Raw genomic sequence first — 16,120 nt, forward strand, 5'->3', positions numbered from 1 at the left:
GCGATTCCCGCCCCCTCAGCCGCCGTTCTTCTTCTTGCTCTGATCGCTGGCGATGGGCGAGGCGTCGGTGAGGCCCTTGTCGATCTTCTCGAGGATCTTCGGCAGATCGTCCGGATCGGGGCTCATGTCGCGCGCGTGATTCCATTGGAAGCGCGCCTCGAGCTTGCGATTGACGCGCCAATAGGCGTCGCCGAGATGGTCGTTGATGACCGGATCGGAAGGCTTGAGATCGACCGCCTTCTCGAGCTCGCGCACCGCCTCGTCATAGCGGCCGAGGCGGTAATAGGCCCAGCCGAGACTGTCGACGACATAGCCGTCGCGCGCGCGCAGATCGACGGCGCGGCGCAGCATTTTGAACGCCTCGTCGAGATTGACGCCCTGATCCACCCAAGAATAGCCGAGATAATTCAAAACCAGCGGCTGGTCCGGATAGAGCTCCAGCGCCTTTTTGAGATCGGCCTCGGCGGTCGGCCAGTTCTTGCGGCGCTCATTGGCGATGCCGCGATAATAATAGAGCAGCCACTGGCTCTTGTCCGTCTGCGGCTGTAGGTCCAGCACCTTGGTGTAGGTGGTGACCGAATCGGCGAAGAGCTTGCGCGAGCGCTGTATGTTGCCGAGCGCGGTCAGCGCCTCCTGATCCTTGGGATGCTCGACGATCACCGCCTGGAGGTGGTCGGTCGCCTCCTTGGTCTTGCCGAGCGTCTCCAGCAGCAGCGCCGCCTGCACATCGGCGTTGACGCGCAGCGGGTTTTCCTTCGGCACGCTGTCGTAGAGATCGATGGCGATCTCCTCCTGCTTCATGCGCTCATAGATGTCGGCGAGGGTGATCGTCGCCAGCGCATTGTCGGGCGCGAGGAAGAGCGAGAGGCGCAGATAGATCAGCGAGGCGAGCTCGTCGCCCTGGCGGCCGCCGATCGCGCCGAGGCCATAGAGCACCTCGGCCGCGCCGGCGTCTGCGTCGCGAACGAAGGGCGTGAGCGGCTTGCCTGTGTCTATGTCGGCGATCGCCGCGGTGACGATGGGATGACGCGGGGCGAGATCGTCGAAGGCGCGATAGACGCGGCGCGCCTCCTCGCGGCTGCCATGCGCGACGAGGAAGCGCGCATAGGCGTCGACGAGGCGCAGCGTATTGCGCTCGGAGCCATAGGCGGATTTGAAGCGCTTGGTCGCCTCGGCCTTGTCGCTGTTCTTCGCCGAATCGACGATGAGCGCGGCGTGATAGTCGCGGAAGACGGCGAAGGCGTCTTCCTTGAGCTTGTCGGCCGTGGCCAGCGCCTGCTTGGTCTCGCCGGCGCCCGCATAGGCCCAGGCGGTGAGCAGCGTGGAGGTGACGTCATGCTTGCGGTCGAGCCCGCCTTTGGCGAGGACGGCGCGGGCCTTGGCGAATTTCTTGGCCTTTATCGCCTCGACGCCGAGCGTCAGATTGGCGAGGCCATTGTTTTTGTCGAAGGTCGCGACGCGGGCGGCGAGGGCGAAGGCCTCCTGCATATTGCCATTGGCGAGAGCGGCGACGAAGGCGCGCTCGGTCAGCTCGCGATTGCGCGGATCATTGCGCAGCGCCTCGCGGAAAAATGTGGATGCGGCCAGCGTGTCGCGTTCCGCCCCGGCGACGATGGCGGCGAGGTAATTTCCGGACGCGCTCTCGCCGACCTCGAAGGGCGTCGCGATGGAGAGAGACGATTCGCGGGCGTGAGCCGAGCCCTCGCCGACGAAGGAGATTTTGCCGGCGAAATCATCGACCCCGAGCGAAAGCGCGCAAAACGCCGCGGCGGCATAGGCCGTGCGGGTCGAGAAAGAGCGAACGCGGCGCCGTCCAGGCGCATCGGACGAGAGGAATCTGTTCACGTGCTGTTTCCCGCAATCGGCCGCAGCGGCGCGGCGCCGGCGCGCCCCGAAAGAGGCCGCCGAGCGCCACCATCATGCGGGAAGATGGCTGTTTTGAGCCGCCCCCGCAAGTGCGAAATATCCCAACGGGGGCAGCCGTCTTTTGTCGCGAAAGCGTCGCGTCAGCTTCGTCCGCGCACGGCGGCGACGATCTTCTGCGCAGCGTCGTCGAGATCGTCGGCGGGGATCACATCGAGGCCCGAGCTGGAAATAATTTCCTTGCCGAGATCGACATTGGTGCCCTCGAGGCGCACCACCAGCGGCACGGCGAGGCCGACTTCCTTCACCGCGGCGATGACGCCCTCGGCGATGACGTCGCAGCGCATGATGCCGCCGAAGATGTTGACGAGAATGCCCTTCACCTTGGGATCGGCGGTGATGATCTTGAAGGCGGCCGTCACCTTCTCCTTGGTGGCGCCGCCGCCGACGTCGAGGAAGTTGGCGGGGTTCTCGCCATAGAGCTTGATGATATCCATCGTCGCCATCGCGAGGCCGGCGCCGTTCACCATGCAGCCGATGGTGCCGTCGAGCGCGATATAGGCGAGCTCATATTTGGAGGCCTCGATCTCCTTCTCGTCCTCCTCGGTCTTGTCGCGCAGCGCGACCACATCGGGATGACGATAGAGCGCGTTGTCGTCGAAGGAGATCTTCGCGTCGAGGCAGCGCAGGCGGCCGTCCTTGGTGACGATCAGCGGATTGATCTCGAGCAGCTCCATATCCTTGGCGACAAAGGCCGAGAACAGGCGCTCGGTGAGCGAGACCGCCTCCTTCACCAGCGGGCCGGTGAGGCCGAGCGCGTCGGCGACGCGGCGGCCGTGATGCGGCAGCACGCCGGTCGCCGGATCGACGGCGAAAGTCACGATCTTCTCCGGCGTCGCATGGGCGACGGCCTCGATATCCGTGCCGCCCTCGGTGGAGACGACGAAGGAGACGCGCGAGGTGGCGCGATCGATAAGCAGCGAGAGGTAGAATTCCTTGTCGATATCGGCGCCGTCCTCGATATAGAGGCGGTTGACCTGCTTGCCGGCCTCGCCCGTCTGCACCGTGACCAGCGTCGAGCCCAGCATCTCCTTGGCGAAGGTCTCGACCTCGTCGAGCGAGCGGGCGAGGCGCACGCCGCCCTTCTCGCCGGCCGAAGCCTCCTTGAACTTGCCCTTGCCGCGGCCGCCGGCGTGGATCTGCGCCTTGACGACATAGACGGGGCCGGGCAGGCCGCTCGCGGCCTGGCGCGCCTCGTCGGCGGCGAGCGCCGGAGCGCCTTCGGCGACCGGGGCGCCGAACTCACGCAGGATGGCTTTGGCCTGATATTCGTGGATGTTCATTTCTCACCGATCCTGATTGCGACCTTACGTCGCGACAACGCGCCCCTCGCCGGGGGCGGAAACGGGGCTCAGCGCGCTCAGGCGAAGGCGGGGTCGAGCGCCTTGCTGGCGGCGATCAGCGTCTTCACCGAGCCGACGGATTTGTCGAACATCTGCTGCTCGGCCGCATCGAGCGAGATCTCGACGATGCGTTCAACGCCATTGGCGCCGATCACCACTGGCACGCCGACATAGACCCCGCTGACGCCATATTGGCCGTCGAGATAGGCGGCGCAGGGCAGCACGCGGCGTTTGTCCTTCAGATAGCTCTCCGCCATGGCGATGGCCGCGGAGGCCGGCGCGTAATAGGCGGAGCCGGTCTTCAGCAGGCCGACGATCTCGCCGCCGCCTTTGCGCGTGCGGTCGACGATGGCGTCGATCTTCGCCTGAGTGGTCCAGCCCATGGCGACGAGATCGGGCAGGGGAATTCCGGCGACGGTCGAGTAGCGCACGGAGGGAACCATATCGTCGCCATGGCCGCCGAGCACGAAGGCGCTCACATCCTCCACCGAGACGTTCAGCTCCTCGGCCAGAAAGAATCGGAAGCGCGCCGAATCGAGCACGCCCGCCATGCCGACGACCTTATTGGTCGGCAGGCCGCTCGCCTTCTGCAGCGCCCAGACCATGACGTCGAGCGGATTGGTGATGCAGATGACGAAAGCGTTCGGCGCATAGGCCTTGATGCCGGCGCCGACCTTGGAGACGACGCCGAGATTGATGGTGAGCAGATCGTCGCGGCTCATGCCCGGCTGGCGCGGCACGCCCGCCGTCACGATGACGACATCGGCGCCGGCGATGGCGGAATAATCGTCCGCGCCGGCGATGCGCGCGTCGAATCCCTCGACAGGCGCGGATTGGGAGAGGTCGAGCGCCTTGCCCTGAGGCACGCCGCTCGCGATGTCGAACAATACGACGTCGCCGAGCTCCTTGAGGCCGATGAGATGGGCCAGCGTCCCGCCGATATGGCCGGCGCCGATCAGGGCGATTTTCTTGCGCGCCATCTTTTCTCCTATGGGCGTGCCTGGAAATAAACTGCTAGCGCGCTTTTTCCCGTCTGAAAAGGCGAGAGTCGCTTCTAGCGAAGCTTCGCACGAAAATTGAGCAAGCGCGCGAGCCTGCGCCGCGCGGCTGTGGAAATAGGCTGTTCCGAACCCGCTCTCCTTCCGACGCCGCTCCGTGGGTCTAGAGCGCGTCCACGCCGCCGAGCGAGAGAATGAGCTTCCATTCCTCCTCCGAGACGGGCTGCACCGATAGGCGAGAATTATTGACCAGCACCATTTCGGAAAGGCGCGGATCGGACTTGATCTCGGCGAGCGTCACCGGCCTCGCGAATGGCGCGACGGCCTTTATGTCGACCATGCCGAATTTGCCGCTCTCATCCGTATGGTCGGGATAATAGGTCTTGATGACTTCCACCACGCCGACGACGGCCTTGTCCTCGTTGGAATGGTAGAAGAATCCATGCTCGCCGATCTGCATCGCCATCAGCTGCTTCTTGGCGAGATGGTTGCGCACGCCGTTCCAGAATGTGCCCTTCGCGCCGGCCGCGACCTGCTGGTCCCAGGACCATGTTTTGGGCTCGCTCTTGAACAGCCAATGCGCCATCAGAGCTCGGCTCCCACCACGCGCTTCCAAGGCTTGACCTCGACGCTCGCGAACAGCCCGGCCTCGGCGTAAGGGTCCTCGGCGAGCAGAGCCTGCGCCGCGGCGACATCCGCCGCCTCGACGATCAGCAGCGAGCCGACGGGCTTCTCGGCCGAATCGAGAAACGGCCCGCCGAGCTTCACCTGCGCCGCATTGGCGGCGAGGAAGGCGAGATGCGCCTCGCGGGTGGCGAGCCGAAGCTCGACATGGTTCGGCTTGTCCAGGCAGAGAGCGACGAAGAGCGGCAAAGCGGCCTCGTGAAAAGGGGGAAGCGACGGCGCGGCGCTGATTAGCAGATCATGGCGCCGCGGTCGACAGAATTGGACGTGGGAAGCAGGGAATGCGTCGGCGTCAACGCCTTCCGCTCGGAGGGACGATAACGCGCCCGGGGTCGGATGAGCGACGTCGCATTTCGCCTCGAACGTGACGTGACGTCGCATGTCTCATTTCTCAGAGCTTGCAGCGTCAGTCGTTCGGGCAGGCTCGGATACGTTCAGGGGCGCCTATAGTTTAGTGCAGGAAACAGTTCATCCAATCGATGCGCCCTCAATCGATGCGCCCACCTTGCCCCTGCCGCCGTTCTCGCCTATAAGCCGCGCCATCCCACAGGCGAAAGTCTTACGGTTCCTGCTACAAGGCGCCGTTCCGGTGGCCGGTTCTCCGGCTTCTCCATGCTTTCGCCGAGGCTAGAACCGGAGAAAATACAATGGCGATTCCTGATTTCACGATGCGCGGCCTGCTCGAGTCCGGCGCTCATTTCGGCCACCAGTCGCATCGCTGGAACCCGAAGATGGCTCCCTATATCTTCGGCGCGCGCAACAACATCCACATCATCGACCTCGCCCAGACGGTGCCGCTGCTGCATCAGGCGCTGAAGGTCGTCTCCGACACTGTGGCGCGCGGCGGTCGCGTGCTCTTCGTCGGCACCAAGCGTCAGGCGCAGGATCAGATCGCCGACGCCGCCAAGCGCAGCGCGCAATATTTCATCAACTCCCGCTGGCTGGGCGGCACGCTCACCAATTGGAAGACCATCTCCGGCTCCATCCAGCGCCTGCGCAAGCTCGACGAGCAGCTCGGCGCCGGCTCCGCGGGCGTCACCAAGAAAGAGCGTCTGCTGCTCACCCGCGAGCGCGACAAGCTCGAGAAGGCGCTGGGCGGCATCAAGGACATGGGCGGCACGCCCGATCTCATCTTCGTGATCGACACCAATAAGGAGCAGCTGGCGATCAAGGAGGCCAACCGCCTGAAGATCCCGGTGGTGGCGATCCTCGACACCAATTGCGATCCGGACGGCATCACCTTCCCGATCCCCGGCAATGACGACGCCGGCCGCGCCATTGCGCTCTATTGCGATCTCATCGCCCGTGCGGCGATCGACGGCATCTCGCGCAGCCAGGGTCTTTCGGGTCTCGATATCGGCGCCATGGAGTCGCCGACGGCGGAGCCGGCGCTCGGCCGCGTCCACACGGATCTGCGCTCGGCCGACGAAGTCGCCGCCGATGCTGCGACCGCCGAGGTCGAGATCGCGCTCGAGCCCTTCGAGCTGCTCGCCGCTCCGCGCGGCGCTCCGGACGATCTCGCCAAGCTGCATGGCGTCGGTCCGCAGCTGGTCAAGAAGCTCAACGATGGCGGCATCTTCCATTATTGGCAGATCGCGGCCATGGCGCCGGCCGACGTCGAGAAGCTCGATCTGGACCTCAAGCTCAACGGCCGCATCGCCCGCGACGGCTGGGTCGATCAGGCGCGCTCGCTGGCTTCGGCCTGATTTCGCGCCAGAGCGCTTTCCGATCGAACGGAATCGTTCGATCGATCAGAATTCGCTCCCAAATAGAGAAATGAGAGCGTCATCCGATCCCGAGTGGATCGGATGACGCTCTAGCGTCACATTCACGAAAGATTATCGCGCCGGCTCCCAAAGGGGCCGGCGTTAGCTCTAGCTAGAGGTGTCTAACCCCATGGCCCAGATCACCGCCGCTCTCGTCAAGGAACTGCGTGAGAGCACGGGCGCCGGCATGATGGATTGCAAGGCCGCCCTCAACGAGACCAATGGCGACATCGAGGCGGCCGTCGATTGGCTGCGCAAGAAGGGCCTCTCCAAGGCCGCCAAGAAGTCCGGCCGCGTGGCCGCCGAGGGTCTCGTCGCTGCGATCGTCGAGGACGGCGTCGGCGTCGTCGTCGAGGTGAATTCCGAGACCGACTTCGTCGCCCGCAACGACGACTTCCAGAAGCTCGTCAATAATATCGCGCGAGTCGCGCTGGAGACCGGCGCCACGAGCGCCGAGGAGCTCGCCGGCAAGCCCTATCCGGGCGGCGGCGTCGTCTCCGAGGCGATCACCACCGGCATCGCCACCATCGGCGAGAATCTGACGCTGCGTCGCGTCGCGCCGCTGAAGGTGGAGGGCGCGGTCAATCGCTACGTCCACACGCAGATCGCCGACGGCCTCGGCAAGATCGCGGTGATCGTGGCGCTCGAGTCCAAGGGCGACAAGGAAGTCCTGTCGACTCTCGCGCGTCAGATCGCCATGCATGTCGCCTCGGCCAATCCGCTGGCGCTCGACGCCTCCGGCCTCGACCAGGCGACGGTGGAGCGCGAGAAGGCGCTGCTCGCCGAGAAGAACGCGGGCAAGCCGGCCAATGTGCTGGAGAAGATCATCGATTCGGGCCTCAAGACCTATTACAAAGAGGTCCTGCTGCTCGATCAGGTCTCGAACCACCCGGATCACGGCGGCAAGACCATCACCCAGACGCTCAAGGAGCATGAGGGCAAGGCTGGCGCGCCTATCGCGATCAAGGGCTTCGCCCGCTATGCGCTCGGCGAGGGCATAGAGAAAGAGACCAGCGATTTCGCTGCGGAAGTGGCGGCGGCCGCCAAGGGCTGATCGCATCTGTCAAATCCCCGGTCGCTGCGGCGGCCGGGAATGGCGGGCCATAAGGCGCCGGCGATAAGACAAAGAAAAAGGCGAAGCGAGCCCGAGGGTCGCTTCGCCTTTTTGGTTTTGTCGCTGCCGTCCTCGCGCCCACATGGCCCCGTGTGGGGCCATGTGGCGCCTGCGAAGACTAGAACAGGTTGAAGTGGTAGTTGATGCCGGCGCGGACCGTGTGGAACTTGGCGCGCTGCGGGCCGATGGCGAAGCCGCCATTGTTGGTGAGGTCGGTGTAGAGATACTCGACCTTGGCCGACCAGTTCGGCAGGAAGGCGTATTCCACGCCGCCGCCGGCGGTCCAGCCGGTGCGGGTGTCGCTGCCGAACGGCGTGTTCAGCTCGCCATAGGCGAAGCCGCCCGTGCCATAGACGAAGAGCTTCGACTCGAGCAGGGCGAAGCCGGCGCGGCCGCGCACAGTGCCGAACCAGGGCAGGCTGGCGTTGCCGAAGCCATTGTTGGAGCGCAGGCTCGTGCCCTGGAAGTCGGTCTCGAGGCCGACCACGAAGAGCGGCGAGATCTGGTAGTTGTAGCCGATCTGGCCGCCACCCACGACGCCGCTGACGTCGCCGCCGAAGCTGTTGTCCGCCTTGAAGCCGCCGCCGACATTGAGGCCGACATAGGCGCCCGTCCAGGAGAAGACCGGCGGCGGCGGCGCGAAGGCCGGCGCATCCTTGCGATAGGGCAGGTCGGCGGCGTGAGCGGCGCCGACGGAGAGAGCGGCGGCGACCGCGAGAGCCGAAAGGCTGTTCTTGATATGCATGGAAACCTCCGAAGAGCACGAAAAAAGGACGCCCAGCCGCCGCCTCGGCTAGAACGTGACCATAGGCCGAAATTCGTCGAGTCGGCCTGATTTGTCAACCACTGTTGATATCTTCGGCGAGAACCCCGTCGAGCGCGTCGGACGTCTGGTCCGGTCGAGCCCCGCCGGAGGCTTCACCATGCGGTGGACGAGCGTGACCTTGGCCTGCGAAAGGTTCACATTTCCCTAATAGGTAAAATACCGCGAAATTTTGACGAGAAGTCGGCCGGTCGCTGGAATGCCGATTGACGGCGCGTCGCGCGCGATCGATTGTAAATACATATCGGGAGAAGGATTCTCGATGCGGCCGGATAAATCGGAGAAGCGTTCGGGGGAGGCGACGCGGCGGCGTATTCTCGCCGCGGCGATCGCGCGTTTCGCGCACGCCTCCTTCGAGGAGGTGAGGCTGCGCGACATTGCCGCAGATGTCGGCGTCGATGTGGCCCTGGTGCATCGCTCTTTCGGCTCAAAGGAGCAACTGTTCGCCGCCGCCGTCGTCGAGGCGTGCCCGGCGACTCTCCTATCGGCGGATCGCAGCCGGCTCGGCGCGGTGTTCGCGAGCTTCGCGCTCGAATCGCAGCAGCACGACGGGCTGCAGATCTTCATTCGCTCGCTGACGAGCCCGCTGGCGCGCGATCTCATTCGCGCCTGCTGCTATCGGGATTTCATCGGGCCGCTGGCCGCCAAGCTCGATGGGCAGGCGGCGCAGCAGCGGGCGGCGCTGTTCGTCTCCTGCCTCATCGGCTTCTCCATCATGCGGGAGGTGCTGCGGGTCGAACCGCTGCTCGCCGACGCCGACAGCGGGCCGATGATCCAGCGCCTGCTCGCCGCCTGTCTCGACGAGATCGGACCGCTCGTCGCGAGCGATCAAAACTCCTCCCAATCGTCCTGAGCCGGCTGCGGCTTACGCGCCGCGCCGCCGCCGCGTTCGGCGGAGACCGTCTTCAGCGCCGCCCGCGGCGCCTTGGCGTGCGTGCGGGAGCCGTGCTTGTCGCCGAGCTCGAAGCTGGCGACCGAGCGCGTCAGCGCCTCCGTCTCCTTGCGCAGGCTGTGGCTGGCGGCGGTGGTCTCCTCCACCATTGCGGCGTTCTTCTGCGTGTTCTGATCCATCTGGGTGACGGCGGTGTTGACCTCGGCGAGGCCCGTGGCCTGCTCGCGGGCGCCCGCGGCGATGTCGGCGACCACCTTGTCGATCTCCGCCACCTGGGCGACGATGGTGTCGAGCGCCTTGCCCGTCGCGCCGACGAGCTCGACGCCCTGATCCACCTCTACCGTGGAGGTGGAGATGAGGCCCTTGATCTCCTTGGCCGCCTCGGCGGAGCGCTGCGCCAGCGCGCGCACTTCCGAGGCCACCACCGCAAAGCCCTTGCCGGCTTCGCCCGCGCGCGCCGCCTCGACTCCGGCGTTGAGCGCCAGGAGATTGGTCTGGAAGGCGATCTCGTCGATGACGCCGATGATCTGGCCGATCTGCTGCGAGGAGCGCTCGATGCGGCCCATTGCGTCCACCGCCCGGCGGACGATCTCGCCGCTCTTCTCGGCCTCCATCTTGGTGGAGCCGACGATATTGCTGGCGTGAACGGCGCCCTCGGCGCTCTTCTTCACCGTGGTGGTGATCTCTTCCAGCGCGGCGGCCGTCTCTTCCAGGCTCGCGGCCTGCTGCTCGGTGCGGCGGGCGAGATCGTCGGCGGCGACGGCGATCTGGCTGGAGCCGGAATCGATGGCTCGCGCGCCGCCGGCGACGAGGCCGAGCGCGGCTTCCAGCTGGCTCATGGCCGCGTTGAAATCATTCTGCAGCCGGCGATAGGTCTCTGGCATGGCGTCGGAGAGCCGATAGACGAGATTTTTGGAGGCGAGCTTCTCGAGACCGTCGCCGATCGCCTGCAGCGCCGCCTCGCGCTCTCTTTCGACCACGGCCTGCTCGGCTTTGCGCCGCGAATCGGCCTCCTCGCTGCGACGGCGCTCCTCGGCGGCGCGGGCCTCGGCGGCGCGCAGCTCCTGCGCATTGCGCTTGAACGTGTCCAGCGCGCGCGCCATCGCGCCGACCTCGTCGCCGCGCTCCACGCCCGCCACGACGGCGCCGAGATCGCCCTTGGCGATATCGCCCATCTGCCCGGTGAGGCGCGCGATCGGCGCGCCGATCTTGCGGCCGGAAACATACAGCGACGCCGCGCAGCCGATGAGAACGGCGAGGGCGCCGACGCCGATCATCGTCCAGATCGTCTGCGCGGTCTGGCGGCGCAGCTCCTCGCCGACGCGCTTGTCCTCCGCCTCGGCGGCCCTATAGATGGAACGCATCTCATCGACGATGGCGCGGATTTCCTCATCGGCGCCGCGCAGCAGCGACACGCATTTGGCGAGCTGCTCCAGCTCATGCGGCTTCAGGCGCGCGCCGAGCTCGAGCGCCGGCAGCTCCTGGGCGATTGCGATCGCGGGCTTCGCCTGCTCGAAGACCTTGGCGAAGCGGTCGCGATAACCTTTGATCTGCGCCGCATGTGCGGGATCGAGCTGCATCGCCTCGCCGAGCAGCGTGTCGACGCGCGGGCCGATAGAGGCGGCCTCCTGCGTGGCGGCGCGCGAGATAGGCGTATCCGCGTCATAAGCGATCATCTGATGTACCGAGAGGCCGAAATCGGTGATGGCGCGATTGGATCGCAGCAGCTTCACCACGGCGGCGTAGGAATGCTCGGTCAGATCTTCGTAGCGTCGTCCGAGTTCGCTCATGCGATGGACGCCCAGCCCGGTGACGCCGATGAAGAGCAGGCAGGTCAAAGCGAGTGGAAGAAGGCTCTTGGTGGTGAGCTTCAAATTGTCGAACCGCATCGAGAAAGCTTCCTTATGATCGACGGCGAGCCGGCGCAGTTGTCGCGGGAGTGGCGCTCGCGGGAATACGGTGGAGCCTAAGCAGCAAAAGGTTTCTGAAAAATCTATGTTTTCCTCTTTCGCATGCGCCGGCGCGGCCGGCGCGCAGCAGCCTCGGCGCCAAAAAAGAGAGGCCGCCGGGGCGTCCCCGGCGGCCTCTCGGATCGTCGAAAAGCGAGCGTCCGGTCAGAACTCCGTCCAATCCTCCTGCGCCGGGAGGGGCTGCGGCTTGCGGACCGCGCCGCCGCCGCCGGCGGAGACCGTCCTCAGCGCCGGGCGCCGCGCCTGCGGGCGCTCTGCGAGCCGGAAGCTCGCCACCGAGCGCGTCAGCCCCTCGGTCTCCTTGCGCAGGCTGTGGCTGGCGGCGGTGGTCTCCTCCACCATTGCGGCGTTCTTCTGCGTGTTCTGATCCATCTGGGTGACGGCGGTGTTGACCTCGGCGAGGCCGGTGGCCTGCTCGCGCGCGCCGGCGGCGATGTCGGCGACGACGCGATCGATCTCCGCCACCTGGGTGACGATCTTCTCCAGCGCGCGGCCGGTCGCGCCGACCAGCTCGACGCCTTGCTCCACCTCGACCGTCGAGGTGGAGATGAGGCTCTTGATCTCGCGCGCGGCCTCGGCGGAACGCTGCGCCAGAGCGCGCACTTCCGAGGCGACCACGGCGAAGCCCTTGCCGGCCTCGCCCGCGCGGGCCGCCTCGACGCCGGCGTTGAGCGCCAGAAGATTGGTCTGGAAGGCGATCTCGTCGATGACGCCGATGATCTGGCCGATCTCCTGCGAGGATTTCTCGATCCGCCCCATGGCGTCGACGGCGCGGCGGACGATCGCGCCGCTCTTCTCCGCCTCGGTCTTGGTGGAGCCGACGATGCCGCTCGCATTGACGGCGCCCTCGGCGCTCTTCTTCACCGTGGTGGTGATCTCCTCCAGCGCGGCGGCGGTCTCCTCGAGGCTGGCGGCCTGCTGCTCGGTGCGACGGGCGAGATCATCGGCGGCGACGGCGATCTGATCGACGCCGGAGCCGATCGCCTCCGCGCCGCCCGCCACCACGCCCAGCGCCGCCTCCAGCTGGCCGATGGCCGCGTTGAAATCGCTCTGCAGGCTGCGATAGGCGGCGGGCATGTCCTCCGAGAGGCGATAGACGAGATCCTTGGCGGCGAGCTTCTCGAGGCCTCTGCCGATCGCCTTCAGCGCCGCCTCGCGTTCCTTCTCGGCGGCCGCGTGCTCGGCCCGGCGCTCTGCGTCGGCCGCCTCGCCGCGCCGTTTCTCCTCGGCCGCGCGGGCCTCCGCCGCGCGCAACTCCTGGGCGTTGCGCTTGAATGTGTCGAGCGCCTCGGCCATCGCCCCCACCTCGTCGCGCCGCGCGACGCCTTCCACGACGATGTCGAGATTGCCGCGGGCGATGGCGCTCATCTGTCCGGTGAGCCGCGCGATGGGCGCGCCGATCTTGCGGCTCGAGACATAGAGCGTGGCGGAGCCGCCGCCGAGCAGGGCCAGCGCGCCGACGATGAGCATGGTCCAGATCGTATGCTCGGTCTGGCGGCGCAGCTCGTCGCCGACATGCTGATTGTCCTCGAGCACCGAGTCGTTGAACTTCTTCATATCCTCGGTGAGCTTTTCCAGCTGCATGTCGACATTGCGCAGAATCGCCAGGCATTTGGCGAGCGCGTCGAGCTCGTGCGGCTGCAGGCGAGAGCCGACCTCGAGGCCCGGAACGTCCCGCGCGATGCGAACGGCGGGCTTGGCGTCCTCGATGATCTTGTCGATTCGCGCACGGAAGGTCTTGATCGCCGGGGCGCGGGCCGGATCGAGCTGCGCCGCCGCGTCGAGAAGCGCATTGACGCGCTCGCTGGCGGTCTCGAAATTCTTCTCGGCGAGCTTGAACAATTCCGTGTCGGATTCATAGGCGACCATCGAATGAACGGCATAGCCCACTTCGAAAGCGGTGCGATTCGTTCGCAGCAGCCGCACCAGGGCGGCGTCCGAATGGTCGGTCAGATATTGGTAGCGGTGGCCGAGATCCTGGATTCGATAGACGCCGAGCGCCGTCACGCCGAGGAACAGCAGGCAGGTCAGGGCGAGCGGCAGCAGGCTTTTGGTGGTGAGCTTGAAATCGTCGAATCGCATGGAGCCGGGGTCCTTCGAGACGGAGATCGGGATGCGCGCCGTCGTCCGGCAAGCGCATTCGCTCCGCGGTGAGATGGGGACAGTCGCCGACGCGCTCGGAATCTCCGGCGGGCCTCATGCCTCGGGTCGGTCGAACAATCTCCAGCCTAGACCCGGAAAAGTTTCAGAAATCTCTATGTTTTTGAGAATACGGATGATTTTTGTATTTGAGCGACGAGACGGGGCGTCTGCTGCGGCGTCGCGTCACCCCTCGGCGCGGCGTTCCGGCGCGGCCCACAGCTCCTCCGCATAGCCGCGTCTGATCCAGCTGCGGAAGCGATAGCGGCGGGAAAAGCCGTAATCGGGCAGCAGCGCGCCCACCACCGATTGCCGGCCGGAGGAGCCGACCACGCGATTGGCCTCCTGATTGACGCTCAGCAGCAGCGGCGCCCAGCGGCCGATGCGGGCGAAATAGCTTCGGCAGACGGCGTCGCCCATCTCGGGAAAGGAATCGCAATTGACGACGATGTCGCTCTCGATGAGCGCTTCGTCGTCGATCTCCGGCGCGAGGACGAGATCGACGCCCTCGCCGCGGGACGGCTCGCGCGGATGGCGGAACTGCACGCTCGCTTCGGGCAGGCCGCGCCGCAACGCGAAGAATTGCATGGCGGCGACCGTCGGCAGATCGACGATGGTGTAATGGCGCGCGCCGGCGAGCAGCGCATAGCGCGCCGCCTTGCCGAAGCCGCCGCCGATCTCGCAAATTCTGGGACGCGCGAGGCCGCTGGCCTCTATCGCGCGCAGAGCGAGATAGAGCGCCTGAATGTCGCGCCCATGCAGCACATTGCCGTCCATGGCGAGGCCATAGAGCCCGTCGAAGACGGCGGGCGGCGCGATGGGAAAGCCGAGCGCCGCCTCGATCTCGGCGACCAGCTCGCGCGAGGAGGCGACCAGCGTCTCGCCCACATAATCCTGCTCGGCGCATTCCACCCGCGCGAGGCCGATATATTGCGCGAGCGAGGCCAGCATGTCGTGGAAGGGCGCGACCGCGGCCCGGCGGCCCTCCGGCGAGGCGGCGAGAAAGTCCCGATAGGCCTGCACGCCCTGCTCGAGCCCGGTGGCGGCGGAGGATTTCTGCACATCGACGAGACATTGCGCCAACGCGCGCGGGTCGCCGCCGTCGAGAAGCGCGAGCAATGGCTGATGGCGATTCGAGACGATATCGGTCCACATGGCGCCGCCGCCGCCCAAGCGCCGCGCGCCGCGGCCGCTGGCGTGCTGCGCCCAGGCGCTCTGCAGCTCCGCGGCGATCTCTATGTCGCGCTCGTCGACCGGCCGCAGCGACAGCGTCGGCTCCAGCCGCGGCAGGCCGCGCCGCGTGGAATTGAGCAGCTCGGCCGAAAGGCTGCGCCGGCCCGCATTCTCCAGCAGCCAGAATTCCTCGCCGCGCACGCGGGCGGCCAGAGTCTCCTCGGGATAATCGCCGTTCGGCAGATCGAAATCGAAGCCATAGCGTCCGTCGCCGAAGCCGGCGCGCGCCAAATCCTCGCGCAGCCGATCGGCGCGCGCGACGCCGATCACGGCGCCGGCGGAGCAGATCTCGACATCGAATCGATCGCGCGGCCGCAAACGGTCATAGACCCAGCCGGACACGCGGCCGCCGCTCGCGAGATCGACATAGCCCGAGAATTCCCGCAAGCGCTTGCGCGTGAAGAACATCGGCCGTGCTCCTATGGCGCGCGCGAGCGCTGCGTGTCACTTGCGCGCAAAAATCGAAAGCCCGGAGGAGTGGCCGCTCTCCGCCTCTCGTATGTTCGTAAAACCGGCTTCATGCAATGCGGCGATCAGATCGTCGCGGCGGAGCAAAGACGCCTCTCCGCGCTGCGCGACTTGCGTGTGAATATACAGCGCATCGGCGCGGTGCGCGAGAAGCGCTATGGCCGCGAGCGGATCGGCGAAACGGCGCAGCGCGTCGCAGGCGACGACGAGATCATAGCGCGTGTCCGTATCGCGCAGAAACGCCTCCATGTCGCCGAGCCAGAAGCGCGTTCGCGAGAGGCGCATCACCTCTTTGGCGACGAGGCAGCGGATGAATGCGGCTCGGCTCGGCTCGATCGCCTCGACGCGCGCGCCGGCGGATTCGAGAAGGAAGCTGTGGCCGGCCTCGCCGGGCGAAAGCTCGAGCACATTGCGGCCCTCGAGCGAGCCGAAGCAATCGATCGCCCATCGAATGCGCGCATCGTCGAAGGCTTCGATCCGACCGGCGGAGACGCCGCATGCGGGCGGAAAAGCGCAGCTCCATCCGCCGATCACATCGATGGCGTTCTGCAGGCGCGGAACGCTCGACACATAGGAGTCGAAAACCTCCGCCGGAGGACGCGACACTCCTCGTTTCGGCAGCATGTCTCGCAGCTTCCTCAGCATCGATACGATCATCCCTCGGCGATGAGCAGAAATGCTTTCGAATCGCATCGAAAACACGACTGATTTTTCTGTTTAAAGACATCTATTCCATGCGCGCCGGGAGCGCGCACGGGCGCCCGCGA

13 protein-coding genes are annotated in these 16,120 nt (G+C 66.2%); 3 read left to right on the plus strand and 10 right to left on the minus strand.

Annotation, left to right across the window (positions count from 1 at the left end):
* Positions 1-15: 15 nt before the first annotated feature.
* From EDE12_RS07300 to EDE12_RS07320, 5 genes are all read right to left on the minus strand, one after another.
* Entirely contained in the window at positions 16-1,845 is a 1,830-nt protein-coding gene (locus tag EDE12_RS07300; RefSeq protein WP_026597938.1) for a tetratricopeptide repeat protein, read from the minus strand.
* Positions 1,846-2,006: 161 nt separating this feature from the next.
* On the minus strand, positions 2,007-3,206 hold the full coding sequence (gene sucC, locus EDE12_RS07305; RefSeq protein ID WP_024878970.1) for an ADP-forming succinate--CoA ligase subunit beta: 1,200 nt from the start codon (positions 3,204-3,206) through the stop codon (positions 2,007-2,009).
* Between the two features lie 77 nt (positions 3,207-3,283).
* Positions 3,284-4,246 (minus strand): malate dehydrogenase, encoded by a 963-nt coding sequence (gene mdh, locus EDE12_RS07310; RefSeq protein ID WP_024878971.1) that lies wholly within the window; start codon positions 4,244-4,246, stop codon positions 3,284-3,286.
* 181 nt (positions 4,247-4,427) lie between these two features.
* Positions 4,428-4,850, minus strand: a complete 423-nt coding sequence (locus tag EDE12_RS07315; RefSeq protein WP_024878972.1) for an EVE domain-containing protein — start codon at positions 4,848-4,850, stop codon at positions 4,428-4,430.
* Positions 4,850-5,137 carry a YciI family protein gene (locus EDE12_RS07320; RefSeq protein WP_024878973.1) on the minus strand — a complete coding sequence of 96 codons (288 nt, stop codon included), beginning with the start codon at positions 5,135-5,137 and terminating at the stop codon, positions 4,850-4,852. The genes EDE12_RS07315 and EDE12_RS07320 overlap by 1 nt, the downstream gene beginning before the upstream one ends.
* Positions 5,138-5,595: 458 nt before the next feature.
* Between EDE12_RS07320 and EDE12_RS07325 the strand changes: the two genes are divergently transcribed.
* The gene (locus EDE12_RS07325) at positions 5,596-6,654 is read left to right on the plus strand and encodes a 30S ribosomal protein S2 (protein WP_026597939.1); all 1,059 of its coding nucleotides are present in this window, start codon (positions 5,596-5,598) and stop codon (positions 6,652-6,654) included.
* A gap of 190 nt (positions 6,655-6,844) precedes the next feature.
* Positions 6,845-7,768, plus strand: coding sequence for a translation elongation factor Ts (tsf, locus tag EDE12_RS07330; RefSeq protein WP_024878975.1), 924 nt, complete (start codon positions 6,845-6,847; stop codon positions 7,766-7,768).
* Positions 7,769-7,946: 178 nt separating this feature from the next.
* Here the strand turns inward: tsf and EDE12_RS07335 are convergent, their stop codons facing one another.
* Positions 7,947-8,573 carry an outer membrane beta-barrel protein gene (locus EDE12_RS07335; RefSeq protein ID WP_026597940.1) on the minus strand — a complete coding sequence of 209 codons (627 nt, stop codon included), beginning with the start codon at positions 8,571-8,573 and terminating at the stop codon, positions 7,947-7,949.
* Positions 8,574-8,913: 340 nt separating this feature from the next.
* On the opposite strand from EDE12_RS07335, the gene EDE12_RS07340 reads away from it, so the two are divergent.
* On the plus strand, positions 8,914-9,504 hold the full coding sequence (locus EDE12_RS07340) for a TetR/AcrR family transcriptional regulator (protein WP_024878977.1): 591 nt from the start codon (positions 8,914-8,916) through the stop codon (positions 9,502-9,504).
* Here EDE12_RS07340 and EDE12_RS07345 read toward each other — a convergent pair.
* The 4 genes from EDE12_RS07345 to EDE12_RS07360 form a co-directional block, all read right to left on the minus strand.
* Complete coding sequence (locus EDE12_RS07345) at positions 9,480-11,432, minus strand: methyl-accepting chemotaxis protein (protein ID WP_026597942.1); 1,953 nt, start codon at positions 11,430-11,432, stop codon at positions 9,480-9,482. The genes EDE12_RS07340 and EDE12_RS07345 overlap by 25 nt on opposite strands.
* Positions 11,433-11,657: 225 nt before the next feature.
* On the minus strand, positions 11,658-13,595 hold the full coding sequence (locus tag EDE12_RS07350) for a methyl-accepting chemotaxis protein (protein ID WP_026597943.1): 1,938 nt from the start codon (positions 13,593-13,595) through the stop codon (positions 11,658-11,660).
* Between the two features lie 243 nt (positions 13,596-13,838).
* Positions 13,839-15,293, minus strand: coding sequence for a hypothetical protein (locus EDE12_RS07355; RefSeq protein ID WP_026597944.1), 1,455 nt, complete (start codon positions 15,291-15,293; stop codon positions 13,839-13,841).
* 36 nt (positions 15,294-15,329) lie between these two features.
* Positions 15,330-15,977, minus strand: coding sequence for a class I SAM-dependent methyltransferase (locus EDE12_RS07360; protein ID WP_134188023.1), 648 nt, complete (start codon positions 15,975-15,977; stop codon positions 15,330-15,332).
* Positions 15,978-16,120: the final 143 nt, after the last annotated feature.

Source organism: Methylosinus sp. sav-2, from assembly GCF_004366495.1.
GTDB lineage: Bacteria > Pseudomonadota > Alphaproteobacteria > Rhizobiales > Beijerinckiaceae > Methylosinus.